The organism is Microbacterium sp. 16-032, assembly GCF_041079455.1.
GTDB classification, from domain to species: Bacteria; Actinomycetota; Actinomycetes; order Actinomycetales; family Microbacteriaceae; genus Microbacterium; species Microbacterium testaceum_A.
Genome location: NZ_JBFYGQ010000002.1, coordinates 170630 through 192105, shown reverse-complemented (window position 1 = coordinate 192105; position 21476 = coordinate 170630). Strand labels below are relative to the sequence as shown.

Here is a 21476-nt window from a genome sequence, read left to right as displayed (position 1 = left end):
AGGAGACCCGATGAGCGAACCGAACGGAACGTCCGCGCGCGCGGCCGGGCCTTTGGCGACCCGCACGAGCGGCACCGTCCGCGTCGTCGGCTCGGGCCTGCTCGGCGCGAGCATCGGTCACGCGCTGACCGCCCGCGGCGTCGACGTCGTGCTCGTCGACGCGTCTCCCTCGCAGCTGCGCCTGGCCATCGACTACGGCGCCGGTCGCGCCGAGCGCCCCGACGACCGTCCCTCGCTGATCGTCGTGGCCGTGCCGCCCGACGTGACGGCCGACGTCGTGCAGCGCGAGCTCGAGACGTTCCCGGATGCCGTCGTCACCGACGTCGCGAGCGTCAAGCTCGAACCGCTGCGTACCCTCCGCGAACGAGGGGTCGATCTCACGCACTACATCGGCTCGCACCCCATGGCCGGGCGCGAGCGCGGGGGAGCGATCTCGGCCCGCGCCGACATCTTCGTCGGCCGCCCCTGGGTCGTCTGCCGCGACGGCGAGACCTCGGCCTACGACCTGTCCCTCGTCGAGGGCCTCGCCCTCGACCTCGGCGCCACGCTCATCGAGATGACGCCCGAAGAGCACGACGAGTCCGTCGCTCTCATGTCGCACGTGCCGCAGCTGGTCGCGAGCCTCCTCGCCGGGCGCTTCGTCGAGGCGCCGGACGGGTCCCTGCGTCTTGCGGGCCAGGGCGTGCGCGACACGACCCGCATCGCAGCATCCGCTCCCGAACTCTGGGTGCAGATCCTGGGCGCGAACGCGGCGCCCGTCGTCGCGGTCCTCGACCAGCTCGCGGCCGACCTCACGGATGTCGCCGAAGCCCTGCGCGATCCCGAGGTGCCCGGTGCCCGCCGCGCGGTGGCCGACACCATCCGCCGCGGCAACGAGGGCGTGGAACGCCTGCCCGGCAAGCACGGCCAGAACCGCCGCTTCGATACCTTCGTCGTCATGGTCGACGACACCTCCGGCCAGCTGGGGCGCCTGTTCGGCGAGCTCGGCGACCTCGACGTCAACGTCGAAGACCTACGCCTCGAGCACTCGCCCGGAGCCCCGTTCGGCCTGGCCGAGATCAGCGTCGTCCCCGACGCGGTCCGCCGCGCCGTCGACGGCCTCCAGCAGCGCGGTTGGCGGATTGCGAGCACCACCCATGACTGATCCCACCCTCGCCCTGTTCCGGCCCGGCCTCGCCACGCCCGGCTTCGCGGCCCCCGCCGAGGGGTCGTCCGCGCCCGTCATCGTGGCGATCGACGGCCCCGCCGGCAGCGGCAAGTCGAGCGTGTCGAAGGCCTCCGCCGCCCGTCTCGGGTACGGCTTCCTCGACACGGGTGCCGCCTACCGCGCCCTCGCGTGGCACGCTCTCGCCCACGGTGCCGACACCTCCGACGCCACCGCGGTGCTCGAGGTGTTCGGCGACTTCGACTACGCGATCTCGCTCGACACGACCGACCGCTGGGTGCGTGTCGGGGGCGTCGACGTGACCACCGCGATCCGCGAGCCCCGCGTGACCGACGCCGTCAGCGGCGTCGCCCGCGTGGCCCCCGTGCGCCAGGCGGTGAACCAGTTGTTCCGTCGGCTCGTGGCATCCGCCGGTCTTCCCGGTGTCGTCGTCGAGGGGCGGGACATCACCACGGTGGTCTTCCCCGACGCGCCCGTGCGCATCCTGTTGACCGCCGCTCCCGAGGTGCGTGCGGCGCGCCGCAGCGCGGAGATGACGGATCAGGATGCCGCCAAAGTCGCCGCAGCCCTCCACCAGCGCGACGCCGCTGATTCCACGGTCGTCGACTTCCTCACCGCCGCCCCCGGCGTCGAGGTCGTCGATTCGACCCACCTTGATTTCGAACAGACCGTCGACGCCGTGCTGAGCGTCGTCGACTCCACGATGGGAGCCCGCGATGGGCGTTGAAGACGAGTACGAAGGCGGGCCCGACCAGCTCGCCGAGAAGATGGAGCAGCTCGACGAGGTGCTCGCCGAACAGCGGGCCGAAGCGCTGCGCGCGGGCCTCGAGGACTTCGACCTCGACGAGGAAGACGCCGCCCTCCTCGCGGGTCTCGCCTCGGGTGAGGGAGCGATCGAGTTCCTGCCGGCGCTGCCGGTGGTCGCGATCGTCGGTCGCCCCAACGTCGGCAAGTCGGCGCTGGTGAACCGCATCCTCGGTCGCCGCGAGGCCGTGGTCGAGGACACCCCCGGTGTCACCCGCGACCGCGTGACCTACAAGGCCGAGTGGCTCGACCGGCGCTTCTCGCTGGTGGACACCGGCGGCTGGGAGCCCGACGCGAAGGGCATCGACCGCTCGGTCGCCGCGCAAGCCGAGGTCGCGATCGACCTGGCCGACATCGTCCTCTTCGTGGTGGATGCCACGGTGGGAGCGACCTCGACCGACGAGCACGTCGTGAAGCTGCTGCGCAAGAGCGGCAAGCCGGTCTTCCTCATCGCCAACAAGGTCGATGACGCCCGCCACGAGCCCGAGGCCGCCGCGCTGTGGAACCTCGGACTCGGCGAGCCGCACCCCGTCTCGGCGATCCACGGCCGCGGTGTGGCCGACCTGCTCGACGAGATCATGAAGGTGCTGCCCGACGTGTCGGCGGTCGCCAAGTACGAGATCGGCGGACCCCGCCGCGTGGCGATCCTCGGCCGCCCGAACGTCGGCAAGTCGTCGCTGCTCAACAAGGCCGCCGGCGAAGAGCGCGTCGTCGTCAACGAGCTCGCCGGCACCACCCGCGACCCGGTGGACGAGGTCGTGGAGCTCGGTGGCAAGCTGTGGACGCTCGTCGACACCGCCGGCATCCGTCGCCGCGTGCACCTCTCGCAGGGCGCCGACTTCTACGCGTCGCTGCGCACCTCGACCGCTCTGGAGAAGTCCGAGGTCGCGGTCGTCGTGATCGACGTCTCGCAGCCCATCAGCGTGCAGGACCTCAACATCATCGACCTCGTGCTCGAGTCGGGTCGCGCGCTCGTGCTGGCGTTCAACAAGTGGGACCGCCTCAACGACGACGACATGGAGAACCAGGACCGTCGCCGCTACCTCGAGCGCGAGATCGAGCAGGACCTCGCGCACGTCGCGTGGGCCCCGCGCGTGAACATCTCGGCCCGCACCGGTCGACACCTCGACAAGCTCGTGCCGGCCCTCGAGCAGGCGCTCGAGTCGTGGGACACCCGCATTCCGACCGGAAAGTTCAACGCCTTCCTCTCGGAGCTCGTCGCCGAGCACCCCCACCCGCTGCGCGGCGGAAAGCAGCCGCGCATCCTGTTCGGCACCCAGGCGGCCACGCGTCCGCCGACATTCGTGCTGTTCACGACCGGGTTCCTCGACCCGGGCTACCGCCGGTTCATCCAGCGGCGCCTGCGCGAGATCTACGGCTTCGAGGGCACCCCGATCGTGCTCAACATGCGCATCCGCGAGAAGCGCCAGCGCTGATCCGCGTCGCGAGCGCCCCGTCCCCGTCGTGGGGCGGGGCGCTTTCGCGTGCGCGGCGGTCTGCGGGCGCGTATTTCTCGCGAGACTGCACCTCGCTGACAACTCCGCCGCAGGCTGATACCGGTTCGTCAGCGAGATGCAGTCTCGAGCGCGCCGGAGCCGCGAGGCGCGACGCAACCGGGCCCACATCCGACCGGGAGGTCGATACAGTGCTCTCGCGACGGCGACGCCGTGGCATCCGCCCCCACTGACGCCGGGAGACCACATGACCACCGCCGCCCCGCCGCTCGACCAGCCCTACGACGGCGCGCCGCTGGGCGCGGCGGTCCGCCGCGTCTTCGCGAAGTACGCCACCTTCCACGGGCGCGCGAGTCGCAGCGAGTACTGGTGGTGGGTGCTGACCGCCGCCGTCGTGGGCACGGTGCTGAACGCTCTGCCCACGCTGACCGACGGCATCCGGATCGAAGCCGACGGCTCGACGACCATCACCGGACCGCACGGGGTGATCCTCGGGGCCATCTGGCTCGTGTGGGCTCTCGCGACGATCATCCCCACGTTCGCCGTGCTCGTGCGGCGCCTGCACGACACCGGTCGCAGCGGTTTCTGGGTGTTCATCGGGCTGGTCCCGCTGATCGGCGCCCTGGTGCTCTTCGTGTTCACGCTGCAGGGGCCGCGACCCGAGGGTGCGCGCTTCGACAGATGAAGGGCGAAACAATGTCGCCCCCCGCGTGGCGGAATCGATAAGGTGCATTCGCGCCGACGAGCGTGCCGGCGCATTCACTCGCCTATGTGTCAGGGGGACACTCATGTCGTACTCGCAGAACACCGCCGCGCTGGACCAGCCGTACTACGGCGCTCCGCTGGGAGCAGCCGTCCAGCGCTTCTTCAAGAAGTACGCCACCTTCACCGGTCGGGCCAGCCGGAGTGAATTCTGGTGGTGGATTCTCGCGAACGTCATCGTCGTGGCCGTGCTCGAGATCCTTGCGCTCGTCACGGGCGGAGCCGGCGGACTCGACCCCGCAGGCAACGCAGCTGCTCCGAGCGGGCTGGGCCTGGTGTTTCTCGTCGTGCTGATCGCCTGGGGGCTGGCGACGTTCGTGCCGCACCTCGCCCTGATCGTGCGCCGTCTGCACGACACGAACAAGAGCGGCTTCTGGATCTTCATCGCGTTCGTGCCCATCGTCGGACCGCTCGTCCTTCTCGTGTTCGAGCTGCTCCCCTCCGACCCGGCGGGCGCGCGCTTCGACGCCTGAGACCCGAGCGAACGCCCCGGCCCGAGTGGTCGGGGCGTTCGTCGTTTCCGGATGCCATCACCCGGTCGCTCCGCTCGCGCACCGGTCGCAGCCGGCCGACGGAGCCGGGCAGTGACCGACGTGTCAGCGGGATGCGGCGTCAGCGTGGGGAGCCGGCATCCGGTGCCTCAGAGGGGTGCGGCGGGGCGGACGAGAGCCGTCCGGTCGGGCTCGGCGAACCCGAACTGACGGTAGAGCCCGTGCGCGTCGCTCGTGAAGAGCGTCCACCGGAAGTGGGGACCCGGGCCCTCGTCGATCATCAGCGAGACCAGGCCCTTGCCGAGGCCGTGACCGCGGTGCGCGGCGACGACGAACACGTCGGCCAGGTAGGCGAAGCCGACACCGTCGGAGATCGCCCGCGCGAAGCCCACCAACGCACCCGTCTCACGGTGGTACGCCGCGACGACGCGCCACGCGCTGTCGAGCTGGGCCTCGACGTCGGCACGGGTGCGCCAGCGCCCCCAGTACGCCTCGGTGCTCAGCCACTGCCAGACCGCGTCGCGGTCGATCCGCGCGGGATCGTCGTCGAATTCGTGCTGCATCCAACCAGTGTTCCGCGTTTCGCGGCGCGATGTGACGCCCGGCGGCGCCCTCGCGCGAGGGGTGTGCCAGGCTGGAGACGATGACGATCGAGCCCCCTGCCCCCGGCGAGCCGCGGCGTCCGCACGGACCCCGCGACCCCGGCGACGCCTGGGTCGTCGCGCCCACGGGCGAGAAGTACTGGGGGCGTTTCGGAGCGGCAGGGCTCCTGGCCCTCGACCCCGAGCGCGGCGTTCTGCTGCAGCACCGGGTCTCGTGGAGTCACTTCGGCGACACCTGGGCTCTGCCGGGAGGCGCGCGACACGAGGGCGAGTCCGCTCGCGACGGTGCGCTACGCGAATCGGGCGAAGAGGCGGGAGTGCCGGCGGATGCCGTGCGGGCTCGCTTCGAGAGCGTGCTCGACCTCGGCATCTGGTCGTACTCGACCCTGGTGGCCGACGTCACGACACCGTTCGAGCCCGTGATCAGCGACCCCGAGAGCGTCGCCCTGGAATGGGTTGCCGTCGACGAGGTCGACTCGCTGCCCCTGCATCCCGGCTTCGCCGCATCATGGCCGGCCCTGCGCGAGGCCCTGACCGTGCGTCCGGCGATCGTCGTCGACGTGGCGAACGTCATGGGCTCGGTTCCCGACGGATGGTGGAAAGACCGCGCCGGCGCCGCGACCCGCCTGGTGACGAAGGTCTCGCGGCTGACGGAGCGGGGAGTGGATGCCGAGGCCCTCGGGCTTTCCGCGACGCGCTGGTTCCCCTCGGTCACCGCGGTGCTGGAGGGCCAGGCGCGGTCCGCCCAGCCCGCGGCGCCCGCGATCGAGGTGCGGCACGCGCCGGGGGAGGGTGACGACGAGATCGTCGCCGTCGTGCGCGAGGTCGCGGGGGCGTTTCGTCCGGTGGTCGTCGTGACGAGCGACCGCGAACTGGCGGCGCGCGTCGAGGAGCTCGGGGCTGTCGTGCAGGGCACACGCTGGTTGTTGGATCAGCTGGACTGACGGCTGCGTCAGCCGCCCCCGGCGGTCGTGCGTACGACGGCAGGTCGGCGATTTCGCCGGGTCGGTGGTTCGCGCAAGCTCAGTTTGTGGGCGGTGAATGCGGCTGACGTTGTGCGGATTGCGGAGATCGTGACGCGACGGTCAGTCGAGTTCGCGGCCGCGGAGCTTCTCGATGTCGCGGCGGTCGCGCTTGGTGGGGCGGCCGGCGCCGCGATCGCGCACCGGAACGAACGGCATGCTCTCTTTCGAGGGCGGCGGGGGAGTGCGGTCGTCCACCGACTCCGCAACGAGGGCCGCCCCGACACGCTTCGCGATCGTCTTCTTCACGACGAGGATCCGGTCGAAACCCTGGATCCGCACCCGCAACTCGTCGCCCGGGCGCACGGGTTGCGCCGCCTTGGCGCGTTCGCCGTTGACTCGGACGTGGCCCGCGCGGCACGCAGTCGTCGCCGCGGACCGGGTCTTGTAGACGCGCACTGCCCAGAGCCACGCGTCGACGCGTGCGGTGGTCGTGGCATCCGTCATGTCAGGTCTTTCGTCGGCGAACCTCCATCGTAAGACGGGCGCTCACTCGCGTAGGGTCAGCGAGACGAGGGCACGGTCGGGCTTGGGGCGATCGACGATGTCGAAGCCCGCCCGTTCGAACATCGACACGGTGCCGCGGTACAGCTGGTTGGCGGAGCGCCTCGTGACGGTGGGGTCGAGGGGGTACGCCTCGACGACGCGGGCGCCGGCGTCGCGGGCGGTCGAGACCGCGGCATCCAGGAGTTTCTTCATCAGGCCCTGACCGCGGTGAGCCGTGCGGACGACGAAGCACGAGATCGACCACACGTCGTCGGTGTCGAGGGGCTCGTCCGTCGCGGTCGTGACATCGCGGGTGCGCAGGAGGCGCGTCTGGTCGATGCGGGGACCGACGCGCACCCAGCCCGCGGGCTCGCCGTCGACGTAGGCGATGAGCCCGGGAGCGCGATCGCCGTGCATCTCGGCGTGAAAGCGCGTGGTGAGGTCGTCGCGCGAGGTTTTTTGGAACTCGGCGTTGGTGAGCAGCCACCATTGGCATTGGCATCCGGGACCGTCGCCGCTGTCGAGCGCCGTCTCGGCGTCGTCGAAGCGGTCACCGGTGGCGGGCAGGATCGCGATCGTCATGCCCGAGACCGTAGCGAGGGCCTCCGACATCGGACAAGGGCGTGCGCACACGCCCGGGGTGGGCGTTGGTTCGCGGGGGCGTCGGCGAGGGGCTAATATAGGGGAGTTGCCCGCTCGCGGGTAACGGGATGTGGCGCAGCTTGGTAGCGCACTTGACTGGGGGTCAAGGGGTCGCAGGTTCAAATCCTGTCATCCCGACGGAATGGGTCGGAACTCGCAAGAGTTTCCGGCCCTTCGTCGTTTCTCGGGGGTGTCCGAGAGGTCGTCACTATGTCGCCCATAGGGTGAGCCCCATGTTCGATTTCGACGAATTCATGATCGCCCTCCCGTCCACTGTGATCATCGGTGGGATCTCGGCCCTGGTGTCGTGGCTCGTCATTCGCGGAGCGGTTCTCTCCGCGTTGCGCAAGTACCGCCGGGAACAGATGGAGGGGCATTCGGAGCAGCTCTGAGGCAGCCCGCAGGGCCGACCCGTCTGAGCGTCAGCATTGGCGTTGCCACCTCGGGCTCCAGAACGGAAAGCACCCCTCACCCCACCACATCCCGCACCACCGCCGTCACCTCGCCCAGGAGGTCCCGCGCCAAGAACCCGACGCCGGCGCGCTCGGTCAGACGGTCGCCCGAACGCGCGTGCGTCCACCCGCCCCACACCGCCGCGCGTTCCGGCTCGAGCCCGCGCGAGGCGAACCCGGCGATGCAGCCCGACAGCACGTCGCCGCTGCCGGCCGTGCCGAGTCCTCCGCTGCCGGGTTCGGCCTGCCACACCCGCCCGTCGGGGGTGGCCACGGTCCCGAAGCAGTGCACCACGGCGCGGTAGCGGTCGGCGATCTCGGCGATGTCCGCGGCGCGGTCCTCGCCGAGGTCGCGCTCCAGCAGGAGCGCGGCCTCTTCCTCATTCGCGTTGATGAGCAGGTCCTCGGGCAGGAGCGAGCGATCGACATCGGACAGGATGCCGAGGGCGAACGCATCCAACACGAGCCGCGTCACGCCGACACGAGCGATCGCGAGCAGCGCCGCGCGCGTGACGTCGGGATCGTCGAAGCCCGGGCCGAACAGCACCGCGTCCGCCGACTCGAGCGCCGAACGGAGTCCCTCGTCGAGGGAGTCGGCATCCCCTCCCCAGGCGTATACCCCGGCCTCGGGCATGGCAGTGCCGAGGCCCACCGCGGTCTCGGGCGGAACCGCCAGGCCCACCCGCCCCGCGCCGACGCGGAGCGCCGCCTCGGCCGACAGCAGCACGGCGCCGGGCGACCGGGGTGAGCCGCCGACGACGACGACCTGCCCGCGGGCTTTCTTCGACCCGGGATCGGGCAGACCCCACTCGCGCAGCAGCGCCCGCGAGACCTTCTCAACGGTGGGGGGCATCGGTCTCTCCGGAGTGGACGGTGACATCGGCGCCTGCGCTTTCAAGATGAGTGGTGTCGGAGAAGGTGACGAGCTCCCACCCGTCATTCGTGCGGACGAGTTCGGTGACCGACGCGTTCCTGACGGTGTGCACGGCCGCGAAGGCGAGCAGCTCCGCCTCGTCCATCGGCAGCAGGATGTACAGCACGAGCATGATCACCGCGTCGTGTGCGACGATCACCGCCGAGTCGACCGGTCGTTCCAGGTGTTCCGCCAGGAACGACCGCAACCGCAGAGCGACGTCGACCCACGACTCGCCGCCGGGCGGCCGGTGGAAGAACTTGCCGAGGTGCCGACGCCGCGCCGCTTCCTCCGGATGGAGTTCGTGGACGCCGCGGGTCGTCAGAAGATCCAGGATGCCGAGTTCTCGGTCGCGCAACCGCTCGTCCACCCGCGGCCGGGAGCCGGTTGCGACATCGTCCGAAGCGAGAGCGAGCGTCTGACGCGCGCGACGGTACGGCGACACCCAGTATTCGTCGATGGAGGGGCCGTTGACCGCCAGCCAGGTGCCCAGCGCCCGGGCCTGCTCCTCGCCGACGGGGGACAGGGCGACGTCGGCATCGCGTGCGTCGAGGGCGATGACGGCTGAGCCCTCGCGTTCGGCCTTCGACGCGGCGACGTTTCCTTCGCTCTCGCCATGGCGGACCAGCCACAGCTTCTTCACCGTCACCGCGTCACCTCCGCGCGCGTCACTTCCGTCTCCCGAACAGTCCGCGCCGTCGCCTCTTCGGCTGTGGCGCGTCCGACTTCTCGGGCTCGCCCAGACGGATGCGACGGCCCTCGTCGATGTCCTCACGCTCCTTCTCGTCCTGCTTGTCGCTCTTGCGGGTGTCGCGAGCGGGCAGCTGGAGGTCGCGCTCGGCGGCGATGCCCGCCTGCAGCTGCCGCCCACGCTCGAGCTCGGCGTCGAACTCCGCGCCGAACAGCAGAGCGAGATTCGCGATCCACAACCACAGGAGGAACACGATGACGCCCGCGAGAGAGCCGTATGTGCGGTCGTAGTTCGAGAAGTTGGCGATGTAGAAAGCGAAGCCGGCCGTGGCCAGGGCCAGGACGACGATCGCCACGATCGCGCCGAGGCTGATCCACCGGAACTTCGGCTGCTTCGCATTCGGCGTGGCGTAATAGAGGACGGCGACCAGGAACACGATGACGAAGAGCATCACCGGCCACTTCGCGATGTCCCACGCGATCTGCACGCCCTCGCCGAGACCGAGGGCGCTGCCGATGGCGGAGGTGACGTCACCCGAGATGACGAGGCCGAGAGCCACGAGGGTCAGGGAGACGACGGCGATCACGGTGACGACGAGCTGCATGGGGCGCAGCTTCCAGAAGGGCCGGCCCTCTTCGATCTCGTAGATGCGGTTCATCGCGCGACTGAACGCCCCGACGTATCCCGACGCCGACCAGAGGGCCAGCACGATGCCCGAGACGAGCGCGAACCCGGCGCCGGGGGACGAGGCGATCTCTTCGAGCGGTCCGCTCAGCGCGTCCGCCGCCCCGGGTGCCACCTGCCGGACGACATCGGTGATCGCTCCCGCGGCTGCGTCCCCCTGGCCGACGACGCCCAGGACCGAGAAGATGGCCAGCAGGGCCGGGAACAGCGCCAGCACGGAGTAGTAGACCAGACCCGCTGCGGCATCCAGGCACTGGTCGGCGGAGAACTCCCGCAGCGTCTTCTTGAGGATGTACCCCCACGACCGTTTTTCGAGATCGGTGGGGGAGTCGGGCTTCTCGCCGTCCTCGGGGGGAGGTGCGGTGCGGGTGGTCTTCTGCCGTGCCATAGCGACCGGTGTACGTCGGATCGACCGGAAACCCCGACAGGGTTGTGCTGCCATCACGCTTGTGAGAACGGGGTCCGCTCGAGCCTGGCAATGTCCTGCACAGAATGCAGGCTCTCTCCCGGGAATACGCGGATTTCCGCCGGTCGCGGGATGAGCGTATACGCCTCCGCGCATACGGCCCCCGTAGCGTGGCCACCAAGTCGTCGGCATCTGCCCCCGGCTTCGAGACTTCGGTCACCCCCACCGAGGAGCACGCATTGGCTGCACCCGTCATCGAGTCCCGGATGGGACCGATCCGTCAGACCTACAAGGGAACGACGGAGTTCCCGCCCATGGCCAAGGCCTACACAGAGTTGTCGCAGGTCGTCCGTGAAACGGGCCTGCTCGTTCGCGCCCGCCGGTTCTACGCGATGGTCGGGGTCGTCCTCGCCCTCGGTTTCGCCGGCGCGATCACCGGGTTCGTCCTGCTCGGCGACAGCTGGTTCCAGTTGCTGATCGCCGCAGCTCTCGGAATCCTGTTCACCCAAGTGGCGTTCCTCGCCCACGAGGCCGCGCACAAGCAGATCTTCGCCTCGGGCAAGGCCAACGACCGCCTCGCCCTGTGGCTCGCGGCCGGCGTGGTCGGCATGAGCCTGTCGTGGTGGACATCGAAGCACACGCGCCACCACGCCAACCCGAACCGCGTCGGCAAGGACCCCGACATCGAGATCGACACGATCTCGTTCCTCGACGTCGACGCGGCCAAGGCCCGCGGCATCCAGCGCTGGATCACCCAGCGCCAGGGCTGGGCGTTCTTCCCCCTGCTGACCCTCGAGGGTGCGAACCTGCACGTCATCGGTCTGCGCCACCTGCTCTCGCGGGAGCCCGTCAAGGGCCGCTGGGCAGAGCTCGGCATCATCGCCCTGCGTTTCGCGGTCTTCGTGGCTCCGGTGTTCGTCTTCCTGCCGCTCGGGATGGCCTTCGCCTTCCTCGGCGTGCAGCTCGCCGTGTTCGGTGTCTACATGGGCGCCTCGTTCGCCCCGAACCACAAGGGCATGGCCGTCATCGCCCCCGACGCGAAGCTCGACTTCTTCAGCAAGCAGGTGCGCACCTCGCGCAACATCACCGGTGGCTGGTGGGCCACCTGGCTCATGGGTGGCCTGAACTACCAGATCGAGCACCACCTGTTCCCGAACATGCCGCGCCCGCACCTCAGCAAGGCCCGCGCGATCGTCAAGGAGCACAGCCAGACGCTCAACGTCCCCTACGTCGAGACCACGTTGTTCGAGTCGTACGGCATCGTGATCCGCTACCTGAACCGGGTGGGGCTCGCCGCGCGCGACCCGTTCGAGTGCCCCATGACCTCTGCGGCCGCCCGGGCCTGACGCCCTCACGACCGTTCACCCCAGAGGGCTCCGCATCGCGCGGGGCCCTCTGTCGTGGTTTCGGTGACAATTGTCACCGCGAGTGGTGACCGACGGCTCTCCCGCCCACGGCCGCCCGCTGGTCGACTGGAGGAACCTCGACCCGAAGGACCCTCCCGTGAAGAAATCCACCCGCCTCGCCCTCGTGCTCCCACCCGTCGCGATCGTCGGCGTCCTCGCGCTGACGCTGGCCGCGACCGCCACCGTCAATGCCGTTGCCACCCGCGCCGAGGCCGCGGAGATCGCCGCGTACGGCGAGCCGGTGCCCGTGGGGGACCGTTCGATGAACGTCGTCATCAGCGGTGACCACGCCGAGACCATCGTGCTGCTACCCGGTCTCGGCACCGCGGCGCCCGGCCTCGATTTCGCGCCGCTCATCGACCAGCTCGACGACACGTACCGGGTCATCGCCGTGGAGCCGTTCGGAACCGGGCTGAGCGATCAGACCGACGTTCCGCGCACGGCCGCGACCATCGCCAGCGAGGTGCACACGGCGCTGCAGTACCTCGGCGTCGACCGCTACGCGCTCATGGGGCACTCGATCTCGGGCATCTACGCCCTGACCTACGTCGAGGCGTATCGCGACGAGGTCACGGCCTTCGTCGGAATCGACAGCAGCGTGCCGGATCAACCCGGCGGCGACGAGCCCATCGCGACCGACTCCCTCGCGCTCCTGAACACCCTCGGCGTCACCCGCGCCCTGCGGGCGCTCGCCCCCGATCCGTACGAGGGGCTGCCCTACGGCGCGAACGACAGGGAGCAGATGCGTCTGCTCACGAACGCGAACTCCGCGGCGCCGACCATGCTCAACGAGATGACCCACGCGTCCTCGAACTTCGCCGACGCGAGCGGTCGGCGTTTCGCCGCTGATCTGCCGGTGCTGTTGTTCGTGCGCGAGGCCGACGACGACGTCGAGGGATGGGGCGACCTGCACCGCGCCCAGGCGGCCTCCGTCGACCGGGGCGAGGTGGTGCTGATGCAGGGCGAGCACTACCTGCACCACACGCTCTCGCGCGAGATCGCCGACGGCACGCGCCGCTTCCTCGCCGGTGAGCAAGGGACGGCGCCCGTCGGCTGAGCGTCACACCGCCCGCGCCAGCGCCTTCCCCACCGTCCGCCCGGTGAACAGGCACCCGCCGAGGAAGGTCCCCTCGAGGGCGTTGTACCCGTGGGCCCCGCCGCCGCCGAAGCCCGCGGCCTCGCCCGCCGCGTAGAGGCCGGGGATCGGCATCCCGGATTCGTCCAGGGCGCGACCGTCGAGGTCGGTCTGGATTCCGCCGAGGGTCTTCCGCGTGACGATCCAGAGCCGGACGGCGATGAGCGGTCCATGGCGGGGATCGAGGATCGCGTGGGCGGGAACCGTGCGGAACAGGCGGTCTCCGCGGAAGCGACGGCTGTTCTGGATGCCGATGGTCTGCGCGTCTTTCGAGTACGGGTTCACGACCTCGCGGTCACGGGCCTCGATCTGCCGACGGATCGCGTTCTCGTCGAGCAGGTCGTCTCCGGTGAGGGCGTTCATTCCGCGGACGAGCTCGGTGAGGGTGTCGGCCACGACGAAGTCGGCTCCCTCGCGTTTGAAGTCCTCGACCGGGCCGGGAGCGGCGCGTCCGAGTCGCGTGCGCAGCAGCAGGGCCAGGTCGCGGTTGGTGATGTCGGGGTTCTGCTCCGAGCCCGAGAGCGCGAACTCCTTCTTGATGATCGTCTGGTCGAGCACGAACCACGAGTAGTCGTGATCGACGAGGTCGGGGGTGGTGCGCAGCAGCTTCAGGGTGCCGAGGGTGTCGTATCCGGGCAGCCCGGGCGCGGGCAAGCGACGGCCGCGGGCATCGAGCCACATCGAGGAAGGACCGGGGAGGATCCGGATGCCGTGACCCGGCCACACGGGGTTCCAGTTCTGCAGCCCCTCGGTGTAGTGCCACATGCGATCGCGGTTCACCAGGCGCACGCCCTGATCCGCGGCGATGTCGAGCATGCGTCCGTCGACGTGGGCGGGGACGCCGGTCACCATGGTGCGCGGGGGAGTGCCGAGCCGCTCGGGCCACCACCGGCGCACGCGCTCGTGGTCGCCGCCGATCCCGCCCGAGGCGATGACGACGGCCTGCGCCGACAGCTCGAACTCCCCGACCACCTCGCGTGACGACGACACTCCGCGGGGTGCATCGTCGGGGGCGAGGATCGCGCCGCGCACCCCGGTGACGGCGCCGTCGCTGAAGAGCAGTCCGTCGACGCGGTGACGGAAGCGGAGGTCCACGGCATCCGCTGCTCTCGCCCGCTCGGCGAAGGGTTCCGAGATGCCCGTGCCCGTTCCCCACGGCACGTGGAAGCGGGGGACGGAGTTGCCGTGGCCCCCGGCGGTGAGCGACCCGCGCTCCGCCCACCCGACCACGGGGGTGAACTTCACGCCCTGCTGCTGCAGCCACGAGCGCTTCTCACCGGCGGCGAACTCGACGTACGCGCGGCCCCACTTTTGCGCCCACTCGTCCTCGGGGTGCGGGCCGTCGAGACGGTCCCACCCGGCGGAGCCCTGCCAGTCCTGCCAGGCGAGGTCGAGGGAGTCCTTCACCCCGAGCCGCCGCTGCATGGGGGAGTCGACGAGGAAGATCCCCCCGAACGACCAGAACGCCTGTCCACCGAGGTTGGCGGCGTTCTCCTGCTCGACGATGATCACGCTCTTGCCCGCGCGGGCGAGTTCGGCGCTCGCGACGAGACCCGCGAGTCCCGCTCCGATGATGATGACGTCGGCGTCCATGTTCTCCCTCGGCGTCGAGTGGCGGAACCCACGCTACGCCGGTCGACGCGTCGAAGGCCGGTGCACCGGGGGTGTCCCCGTGCACCGGCCCTCGTCTCACTCGTACCGCAGCGACTCGACCGGATCGGCGCGGGCGGCGCGGGCCGCCGGCAGGGTTCCGGCGAGGAACGCGATGCCCATCACCGCGAGCGTGGTCACGACGATCGACACCGGATCGAAGGCGATGAGCTGCAGCCCCGGCAGGTCGCTGAACAGGCTCGTCGCGAGTTGGGCGCTGACCGCCGTCCCCACCCCGATCGCCACGACCGCGCCGAGCGCACTGCCCAGCAGGCCGATGAAGATCGCCTCGAGGCTGAACAGCGAGAACACGCGCCCGCTCCCCATGCCCATCGCCTTCATCAGTCCGATCTCACGCGTGCGTTCCTGCACCGACATCAACAGGGTGTTGACGATGCCGAAGCTCGCCGCCAGCAGGGCGATGATCGCGAAGGCGTTCAAGACCAGCACGATCCCGTTGATCACCGCTTCGAACGTGCCCAGCTGATCGGCGACCGTCGTCCCCGTGTAGCCGGCGTCGGTGAGCGCGGCCTTCACGTCGGTCACGTTCGCGGCCGCTGCCATCGTCGCGCTCGCCGAGGCGTACCGGTCGAGTTGGTCGGCGGGGACGCCGGTGTTCTGCGCGGCCGACAGGGCGTCTTCAAGGGCTGCGTTCGTCGTCAGCGTCGTGGTGCTGCCGAAGGCCTCCTCGGTCACCCCGGTCACGGTCGCCTCGACCGTGTGCTGGGTGCGGACCGGATCGGTGACCGCGATGGTCACGGTGGCGCCCACGGCCGCGTCGGCGTCGGCGAAGCCCATCGGCTCGACCAACGCGTCGGGGAGGGCGACCTGCAGCGCCTGCGAACCGTCGTCGGGCGCCACCCCCGCGCCCATCTGCGGCGTCTGCCCCGCCACGAGGCTCCCGGCCCGGGCGACGTACGGGTCGCCGCCCGGCGCCTGCACGTAGTCAATCGTCACGGATGTGACCGGCGCGACCTTCGCGATCCCCGGCACCGCCGCGAGCGCGGTGATGTCCTGGTCGGTCAGCGCGGTCACCTCGCTCGTCGTTCCGGGAGGGCCCGCCTGACGCCCCGACGAGATGGCATCCGGATCGTACTTCTGAGGAGCGGTGGATGTCGTGGCATCGGTGCTCGTCTTGGTCACGGTCAGCGCATCGGAGGCGCCCATCGCGCTGACGGTGCTGTCGATGAAGGCGTTGATACCGGTGCCGAGCCCGTTGGTGATGGTCAGGGTGAAGGCGCCGACGAAGATCGCCAGGACCGTGAGGATCGTTCGCGTCTTCGAGCGGAACGTGTTGGCGACGGCGGTACTCACCAGATCGAGGGTCTTCATGCCGCGCTCCGTTCCTCGGCGACGATGAGTCCGTCGCGGATCTGCACGCGCCGGTCGCACCGGGCCGCGAGGTCTTCGTCGTGCGTGACGATGATGAGGGTGATGCCGTGCTCGCGGTTGAGGCGGAAGAGGATGTCCTCGACCACCGCTCCGGTCGCCGAATCCAGGTTTCCGGTCGGCTCGTCGGCGAAGATCACCTGCGGGTCGTTCACCAGGGCGCGGGCGATGACGGCGCGCTGCTTCTGCCCACCCGAGAGGGCCGTGGCCTTGTTGCGGGCCTTGTCGCCCATGTCGAGCTCGGCCAGGGCGGCGAGCCCCCGGCGCTTGCGCTCGCCGCGGCCCACCCCCGCGATCTTGAGCGGCAGCACGACGTTGTCGAACACCGACGCGCTCGGCGTCAGGAAGAACTGCTGGAACACGAAGCCGAACGTCTTGTTGCGCGTACGGTTGAGCCGGCGTCCGCGCAGGGTCGTGGCATCCACTCCGTCGAGGAGCACGGCGCCGCGCGTGGGCGCGTCCATCAGAGCCAGCAGGTGCATGAGCGTCGACTTGCCCGAGCCGCTCTTGCCGAGGATGGCGATGCTCTCGCCGCGGTGGATGTCGAGGGTCACCCCGCGCAGGGCGTCGAAGCGGGCGGAGCCGCGACCATACGACTTGTGCAGGTCGGTGACCGAGAGGAGTGGGGGAGCGGGATCGGATGCCATGACCCCACCCTCGCGCTCGGACCCCGGATGCCGCGTCCCACCGCCGGGGAGGACGACTCCCCCCACGGGGGTATTCGCGAATGACCCGCCGGGGCGATCGCCCGGGGCCGCAGGAGGCGACAGACTGGACCGGTGAGCGCTCCCGAGACCACGATGTCCGCGCCACGGGCGTTCCGGACCGCGCGTCCGTGGCTGGCCGACCTGGGCCTCGCCGTTCTCGTGGTCGGGCCCGCTTTCGCCCCGCTCCCGCTCGCCGAGCTGCGCCCCTCTCACCCCGTCGCCCTCGTGCTCGTCCTGCTGCCGGCGCTCGTCCTGCCGATGCGTCGCGCGAGACCGCGGCTCGCGCTCGCCGCCTGCGTCGCGCTGTACCTGGGGGCGCTCCTGCTGGGCACGCAGTCGCCGGGAGCGACCCTCGCGATGATCGTCGCGGCGTACACCGTCGCGCAGTGCACCGCACGCCGACGGTCGGTGCCCGCGATCCTCGCGGCGGTCATCGCCACGACGGCCACGAGCATCACCGTCTCGCTCGTCAGCGGGGTCGACACGCGCTTCCTGCAGGTCGGGCTGGCCCTGGCCCTCGCCGGAGCGATCGGCGACGCCGCGCGCTCGCGTCGCGCCTACGTCGAGGCGGTGGAGGAGCGGGCGCGACGAGCCGAAGAGACCCGCGAGGCCGAGGCCCGGCGGCGCGTCACCGAGGAGCGCCTGCGCATCGCTCGCGATCTGCACGACGCGGTCGCCCACCGGATCTCGGTGATCAGCCTGAACGCGGGGGTGGCGTCGTCGGCACTCGAGACGCGGCCCGAGAAAGCACGCGATGCGCTCGCCACCATCCGCACCACCTCGCGCGACGTGCTCGGCGAGATCGGGGCGATGCTCAGCGTGCTCCGCGCTCCCGACGAGGCCGCGGCGCGGGAGCAGCCAGGCCTGGCGCGTGTTCCCGAGGTGGTCGAGTCGGTGCGGGTGGCGGGGTGGGACGTCGTGGTGCGCGACGAGATCGGGACGGATGCCGAGGGCAGCGGCATCCCGATCGGAATCGGCATCGTGGCCTACCGCGTCGTGCAGGAGGGACTCACGAACGCGGTGAAGCACGGCACCACCCGCCGCGCGCACGTGCTGATGCGTCGGGATGGAGACGTGCTCGAAGTCGTGGTGACGAACCCCCTGGATCGCATGCCCGAGCCCGCCGAGGCGCCGCCGACGTCGGGATTCGGGCTCATCGGCCTGCGCGAGCGGGTCGACGCCGTGCGCGGCGAGCTCGACGCCGGCCTCGCCCCCGGGGGCTTCCGGTTGGCGGCGCGTCTTCCCCTCCCCGCCCCCGTCCGATCGGAGACCGCCCCGTGACCACCGTGATCGTCGTCGACGACCAGTCGCTCATCCGTTCCGCCGTCCGCGACCTGCTGGACGCGGCCGAGGGGATCACGGTCGTGGGCGAGGCCGCCGACGGCGAGGCTGCGGTCGAGCTCGCCCGGCGCCTCCACCCCGATGTGGTGGTGTGCGACATCCGAATGCCGCGGATGGACGGCATCGACGCCACCGCGGTGATCTGCGCCGACCCCGCCCTCGCCGACACCCGGGTGCTCATTCTGACGACGTTCGAGGAGGACGAGTACGTCGTCTCGGCGCTGCGTGCCGGGGCCAGTGGCTTCATCGGCAAGGGCGCCGAGCCGGACGACATCGTCCGCGCCGTGCTCGCGGTCCACGAGGGCGGAGCGCTTCTGTCACCGACGGCGACGCGCGCGCTCATCGAGACCTGGGTGCGCGCGGCGCCCGCGCAGGTGGGCGCGCCCCCGTCGCTCCAGGCGTTGACCGATCGCGAACGCGAGGTGCTGTTGCTCGTCGCCCGCGGACGCTCGAACGACGAGATCGCCGGCGAGCTGTTCATCTCGCCGCACACGGCGAAATCGCACGTCAAGAACACGATGGTGAAGCTCGGCGCGCACGACCGCGCGCAGCTCGTGATCGCCGCGTACGAGAGCGGTCTGCTCCGCCCCGGCCGCTGACGACCCTCAGCGTGGGCGGACCGGCGCCTCCGCCCGCCGTGGCGGATAGTCGCGCAGTGAGATCTCGCGGCTGTCGAAGAGCCCTCGGCGCGCGCGAACCATGGTGACGCCGGAGCGGCGCAGGTTCTCGGCGACTTCCGCCGTCAAGGGTCCGTGGTGCGCTTTCTGCCAGCCGCCCGCCAGCGTGTAGGTGTGGGTCACCGTGCGGGGTCGAGTCATGGGTACCTCCTGAGGGAACCGTAGCGGCCGTAAAGCGCAGTCCTCTCAAATGTTTCGCACCCGTCATCTGCCGGTTTTCCGGCGTAACCCGGTCGGTCACGGTAGGGGCCGCTCGCGCGGCGCGGTCGATAATGGCGGAATGACCACCGCGCGCATCGTGATCCTGTTCGCCGTGGCCGCGATCGCCGAGATCGGCGGGGCATGGCTCGTGTGGCAGGCCGTCCGCGAGAACCGCGGGTGGTGGCTCGCGTTGCTCGGCATCCTGGCCCTGGGCGCCTACGGGTTCGTCGCGGCGCTGCAGCCCGAGGCGAACTTCGGGCGCGTGCTCGCGGCCTACGGCGGAGTCTTCATCGCGGGTTCGTTGGCGTGGGGGATCATCGTCGACGGTTTCCGGCCGACCGTGTGGGACTACGTCGGCTCCGCGGTGGCGCTCGTGGGCGCCGCGATCATCATGCTCGCACCGGTGCTGGCCGGGACGGATCAGGCGCCGAGCGCCTGAGCGCGCCTACGCTGGCGTCATGACGAATGCCGCCGATGGCTCGAACCCGCTGCGCACCGTGCTCGCGAAGATCGACGCGGACGTACCCCTCAACACCCCGTTGCACTACAACCAGGGCCATATCAGCCCGCGGCTCGACCGTCTCGAGGCGAAGCTCGCGTACATGGCCGACTACATCGCCTTCCTCGAACAGCGCATCCAGTCTCTAGAGGGAAGAGTAGTTAGCTAGGCGAGATATTAGGCGGTTGTCAACCACCCTCCGAGACGACGGCCGCTCGCGGACACTTGGTTCATGCAGAACGAGAACACGCCTCACGAGGGCCTTGCCGACGACTTCGCCGATCTCGACACCGCGCGCCCCTTCGGGTCGTACCTGTCGGTGATCAACGGCGGCAACTAGTCGTCCGGAACCTCCGAGCGAGGTCCACACGAACGGGCCGGATGCCGACAGGCGTCCGGCCCTTCGTCGTTCACTTCCACCACCCAGAAGAACGGATGCCATGACCCCGCGCACCCTTGAGATCGACGGGACGACGATCCACGGCATCCCATCGCTCTACGCCGAACTGAACCGCGTGTTCATGCCCGACGAGGAGTGGACGCTGGGCGAGAGCCTCGATGCCCTCGACGACCTGCTGTACGGCGGGTTCGGGGTGCTCGACGGGGCGGAGCCGGCGCTGGTGGTGTGGAAGCGGGCCGACATCGCGCGGGAAGCGCTGGGGATCGACGAGACGCGCGAGTACTACCGCGCGAAGCTCGCCCGGCCCGAGGTGTACTCCGCAGCGACCGCCCAGCGCGCTCTGGACGCGCTCGAGTCGGGCGTGGGGGAGACGTACTTCGAGCTGGTGGTGAGGGTGTTCCGGGATCACCGGAACATCGAGCTGGTGCTCGACTGACGGGGGAGGGGGACCCGGCGGGTATCGAAGAACGCCATCTCAGCCTGCGAAGGGAATCGGGCCCGACAACGCAACTGTCAGTGCGGTGCATATGCCAGAGTTCGACGACGGCGGGCTCGACGAGGGGTGAGAATTCCTCGAGGGACTCGGCGGGCATCGTGGAGAAATGGTTGAACCCTTCGAAGGGGGATATAGGCACTTCTCTCTCTCCTCTCGTTCTGAAATCAACGGAATCGAGCTGCTGCTCGACTGGCGAGGTCCGGCTCACCGCCCTGTCTTGCGGGTGACGACGGATCGGACTAGGGGCGCCGCGGCCACGGGGTAGAGGGGCTCGGACTATCTCCGAGCGTCGAGCGGTCGCCAGACGACGGCCACGACGGAACCGTCGGACTCGGTGAGGGTGCCGCCGTGCTCTGGGGACGCGTTCAGGGGCATGTCGTCAGCCTCTCGCGCGCGCCTGAGCAGGCAATCTTCGTGGCGGGTTCAGCCCATGAAGGGGATCGGGCCGGCGAGCTGAGTCGTGAGCGCGATGTGCTCGAAGATCCGCGAGCGAGTGAGGAACTCGACGCTTTCGGAGCCGCCCGCGGGAAGGGGAAGAGTGCGCGCGTAGATGTCATCGAAGTCTGCGGGCGCCGTCAGCGGTCCGTACGCCGCAGCCGCCTCGTCGTAAGGAGCGGAGTCGTAGATCTCTTCGCGCCACTCGGCACTGGTGATCTTGAGTCCGAGATGACGGATGCTCGAGCTCATTCCCGAGATGCGGGAGTACCGGTACTGCAGCACCCGGTAACCGCCTCCCGAGGCGACCACGATGTCCCCGAGGCTGGTTGCGAAGAGGGGAACCATATCCCGGTGAGGCAGATACTCTCCGATCATCTCCCCGTAGTAGTCGGGGTCGATGACCTTCAGGAATCCGTTGGCCGCTGATCCGAATCCGTGGATCTGCCACATTTCGAGCACGGCTTCTTCGAGGATTTCCGAGTACTTCTGCGCCGTCGCGGCCGAGGTCGGGGCGATCGGTGTGAAATCTTCGAATGGCCGGAATGCCATGGTCATCCATTCCT

Annotated in this window: 25 protein-coding genes and 1 tRNA gene; 15 read left to right on the top strand and 11 right to left on the bottom strand. The window is 70.0% G+C overall.

Translation table 11 applies throughout. The annotated features are described in order from the left end of the window. Nucleotides 1–10: 10 nt before the first annotated feature. The 5 genes from AB6V31_RS04560 to AB6V31_RS04540 all read left to right on the top strand — a co-directional run bounded on the left by AB6V31_RS04560 (nt 11) and on the right by AB6V31_RS04540 (nt 4658). Nucleotides 11–1144 carry a prephenate dehydrogenase gene (locus AB6V31_RS04560; RefSeq protein WP_144782030.1) on the top strand — a complete coding sequence of 378 codons (1134 nt, stop codon included), beginning with the start codon at nt 11–13 and terminating at the stop codon, nt 1142–1144. Next, nucleotides 1137–1892 carry a (d)CMP kinase gene (gene cmk / locus AB6V31_RS04555; RefSeq protein ID WP_369364347.1) on the top strand — a complete coding sequence of 252 codons (756 nt, stop codon included), beginning with the start codon at nt 1137–1139 and terminating at the stop codon, nt 1890–1892. Before AB6V31_RS04560 ends, cmk begins: the two co-directional genes overlap by 8 nt. Continuing rightward, the gene (gene der / locus AB6V31_RS04550) at nt 1882–3405 is read left to right on the top strand and encodes a ribosome biogenesis GTPase Der (protein ID WP_056227518.1); all 1524 of its coding nucleotides are present in this window, start codon (nt 1882–1884) and stop codon (nt 3403–3405) included. Before cmk ends, der begins: the two co-directional genes overlap by 11 nt. A 265-nt stretch (nt 3406–3670) precedes the next feature. Continuing rightward, nucleotides 3671–4108 carry a DUF805 domain-containing protein gene (locus AB6V31_RS04545; protein ID WP_369364345.1) on the top strand — a complete coding sequence of 146 codons (438 nt, stop codon included), beginning with the start codon at nt 3671–3673 and terminating at the stop codon, nt 4106–4108. A 103-nt stretch (nt 4109–4211) separates the two neighbouring features. Further along, entirely contained in the window at nt 4212–4658 is a 447-nt protein-coding gene (locus tag AB6V31_RS04540; RefSeq protein ID WP_369364343.1) for a DUF805 domain-containing protein, read from the top strand. A 167-nt stretch (nt 4659–4825) separates the two neighbouring features. On the opposite strand, the gene AB6V31_RS04535 is transcribed toward AB6V31_RS04540, so the two are convergent. Next, complete coding sequence (locus tag AB6V31_RS04535) at nt 4826–5239, bottom strand: GNAT family N-acetyltransferase (protein WP_369364342.1); 414 nt, start codon at nt 5237–5239, stop codon at nt 4826–4828. A gap of 80 nt (nt 5240–5319) precedes the next feature. Here AB6V31_RS04535 and AB6V31_RS04530 point away from each other — a divergent pair, with 80 nt between their 5' ends. Next, the gene (locus tag AB6V31_RS04530) at nt 5320–6222 is read left to right on the top strand and encodes an NUDIX domain-containing protein (RefSeq protein ID WP_369364341.1); all 903 of its coding nucleotides are present in this window, start codon (nt 5320–5322) and stop codon (nt 6220–6222) included. Between the two features lie 141 nt (nt 6223–6363). Here AB6V31_RS04530 and AB6V31_RS04525 read toward each other — a convergent pair whose 3' ends face one another. Both AB6V31_RS04525 and AB6V31_RS04520 read right to left on the bottom strand, forming a co-directional pair. Continuing rightward, nucleotides 6364–6747 (bottom strand): RNA-binding S4 domain-containing protein, encoded by a 384-nt coding sequence (locus tag AB6V31_RS04525; RefSeq protein WP_056227533.1) that lies wholly within the window; start codon nt 6745–6747, stop codon nt 6364–6366. Nucleotides 6748–6789: 42 nt separating this feature from the next. Further along, on the bottom strand, nt 6790–7368 hold the full coding sequence (locus tag AB6V31_RS04520; RefSeq protein WP_369364339.1) for a GNAT family N-acetyltransferase: 579 nt from the start codon (nt 7366–7368) through the stop codon (nt 6790–6792). A gap of 124 nt (nt 7369–7492) precedes the next feature. On the opposite strand from AB6V31_RS04520, the gene AB6V31_RS04515 reads away from it, so the two are divergent. Continuing rightward, nucleotides 7493–7566, top strand: a tRNA-Pro gene (locus AB6V31_RS04515). Between the two features lie 95 nt (nt 7567–7661). Then, entirely contained in the window at nt 7662–7820 is a 159-nt protein-coding gene (locus AB6V31_RS04510; protein ID WP_176786295.1) for a hypothetical protein, read from the top strand. Between the two features lie 76 nt (nt 7821–7896). Here AB6V31_RS04510 and AB6V31_RS04505 read toward each other — a convergent pair whose 3' ends face one another. Genes AB6V31_RS04505 through AB6V31_RS04495 form a run of 3 tightly spaced genes read right to left on the bottom strand, consistent with a single transcriptional unit; the run spans nt 7897 to nt 10556 of the window. Next, entirely contained in the window at nt 7897–8733 is an 837-nt protein-coding gene (locus AB6V31_RS04505; protein WP_369364337.1) for an NAD(P)H-hydrate dehydratase, read from the bottom strand. After that, the gene (locus AB6V31_RS04500) at nt 8717–9442 is read right to left on the bottom strand and encodes a histidine phosphatase family protein (protein ID WP_074694275.1); all 726 of its coding nucleotides are present in this window, start codon (nt 9440–9442) and stop codon (nt 8717–8719) included. The genes AB6V31_RS04505 and AB6V31_RS04500 overlap by 17 nt, the downstream gene beginning before the upstream one ends. Nucleotides 9443–9461: 19 nt before the next feature. Then, nucleotides 9462–10556: a YihY/virulence factor BrkB family protein gene (locus AB6V31_RS04495; RefSeq protein ID WP_369364335.1), complete on the bottom strand. Its 1095-nt coding sequence runs from the start codon at nt 10554–10556 to the stop codon at nt 9462–9464. 284 nt (nt 10557–10840) lie between these two features. Between AB6V31_RS04495 and AB6V31_RS04490 the strand changes: the two genes are divergently transcribed. Both AB6V31_RS04490 and AB6V31_RS04485 read left to right on the top strand, forming a co-directional pair. Then, complete coding sequence (locus AB6V31_RS04490; RefSeq protein ID WP_369364628.1) at nt 10841–11920, top strand: fatty acid desaturase; 1080 nt, start codon at nt 10841–10843, stop codon at nt 11918–11920. A 157-nt stretch (nt 11921–12077) separates the two neighbouring features. Further along, on the top strand, nt 12078–13037 hold the full coding sequence (locus tag AB6V31_RS04485; protein WP_369364333.1) for an alpha/beta fold hydrolase: 960 nt from the start codon (nt 12078–12080) through the stop codon (nt 13035–13037). A 3-nt stretch (nt 13038–13040) separates the two neighbouring features. On the opposite strand, the gene AB6V31_RS04480 is transcribed toward AB6V31_RS04485, so the two are convergent. The 3 genes from AB6V31_RS04480 to AB6V31_RS04470 form a co-directional block, all read right to left on the bottom strand. Beyond that, nucleotides 13041–14708 carry an FAD-binding dehydrogenase gene (locus AB6V31_RS04480; protein WP_369364331.1) on the bottom strand — a complete coding sequence of 556 codons (1668 nt, stop codon included), beginning with the start codon at nt 14706–14708 and terminating at the stop codon, nt 13041–13043. 96 nt (nt 14709–14804) lie between these two features. Beyond that, the gene (locus AB6V31_RS04475) at nt 14805–16097 is read right to left on the bottom strand and encodes an ABC transporter permease (RefSeq protein ID WP_369364329.1); all 1293 of its coding nucleotides are present in this window, start codon (nt 16095–16097) and stop codon (nt 14805–14807) included. After that, nucleotides 16094–16801: an ABC transporter ATP-binding protein gene (locus AB6V31_RS04470; RefSeq protein ID WP_074694280.1), complete on the bottom strand. Its 708-nt coding sequence runs from the start codon at nt 16799–16801 to the stop codon at nt 16094–16096. Before AB6V31_RS04470 ends, AB6V31_RS04475 begins: the two co-directional genes overlap by 4 nt. 132 nt (nt 16802–16933) lie before the next feature. Between AB6V31_RS04470 and AB6V31_RS04465 the strand changes: the two genes are divergently transcribed. Together AB6V31_RS04465 and AB6V31_RS04460 are read left to right on the top strand one after the other, a co-directional pair. After that, nucleotides 16934–18142, top strand: a complete 1209-nt coding sequence (locus tag AB6V31_RS04465) for a sensor histidine kinase (protein WP_369364327.1) — start codon at nt 16934–16936, stop codon at nt 18140–18142. Further along, nucleotides 18139–18801, top strand: coding sequence for a response regulator (locus AB6V31_RS04460; RefSeq protein ID WP_369364325.1), 663 nt, complete (start codon nt 18139–18141; stop codon nt 18799–18801). Before AB6V31_RS04465 ends, AB6V31_RS04460 begins: the two co-directional genes overlap by 4 nt. A gap of 6 nt (nt 18802–18807) precedes the next feature. Here AB6V31_RS04460 and AB6V31_RS04455 read toward each other — a convergent pair whose 3' ends face one another. After that, a complete protein-coding gene (locus AB6V31_RS04455; RefSeq protein ID WP_268103718.1) occupies nt 18808–19020 on the bottom strand; it encodes an alternative tryptophan synthase beta-subunit in 213 nt (70 codons plus the stop codon). Between the two features lie 139 nt (nt 19021–19159). Here AB6V31_RS04455 and AB6V31_RS04450 point away from each other — a divergent pair, with 139 nt between their 5' ends. The 3 genes from AB6V31_RS04450 to AB6V31_RS04440 all read left to right on the top strand — a co-directional run bounded on the left by AB6V31_RS04450 (nt 19160) and on the right by AB6V31_RS04440 (nt 20415). Further along, a complete protein-coding gene (locus tag AB6V31_RS04450) occupies nt 19160–19519 on the top strand; it encodes a YnfA family protein (RefSeq protein WP_369364324.1) in 360 nt (119 codons plus the stop codon). A 19-nt stretch (nt 19520–19538) separates the two neighbouring features. Further along, the gene (locus AB6V31_RS04445; protein ID WP_074694283.1) at nt 19539–19748 is read left to right on the top strand and encodes a hypothetical protein; all 210 of its coding nucleotides are present in this window, start codon (nt 19539–19541) and stop codon (nt 19746–19748) included. 271 nt (nt 19749–20019) lie between these two features. Continuing rightward, nucleotides 20020–20415 (top strand): ribonuclease inhibitor, encoded by a 396-nt coding sequence (locus tag AB6V31_RS04440; protein WP_369364322.1) that lies wholly within the window; start codon nt 20020–20022, stop codon nt 20413–20415. Nucleotides 20416–20898: 483 nt separating this feature from the next. Here the strand turns inward: AB6V31_RS04440 and AB6V31_RS04435 are convergent, their stop codons facing one another. Next, on the bottom strand, nt 20899–21462 hold the full coding sequence (locus tag AB6V31_RS04435; protein WP_369364321.1) for a GAD-like domain-containing protein: 564 nt from the start codon (nt 21460–21462) through the stop codon (nt 20899–20901). Nucleotides 21463–21476 lie beyond the last annotated feature (14 nt).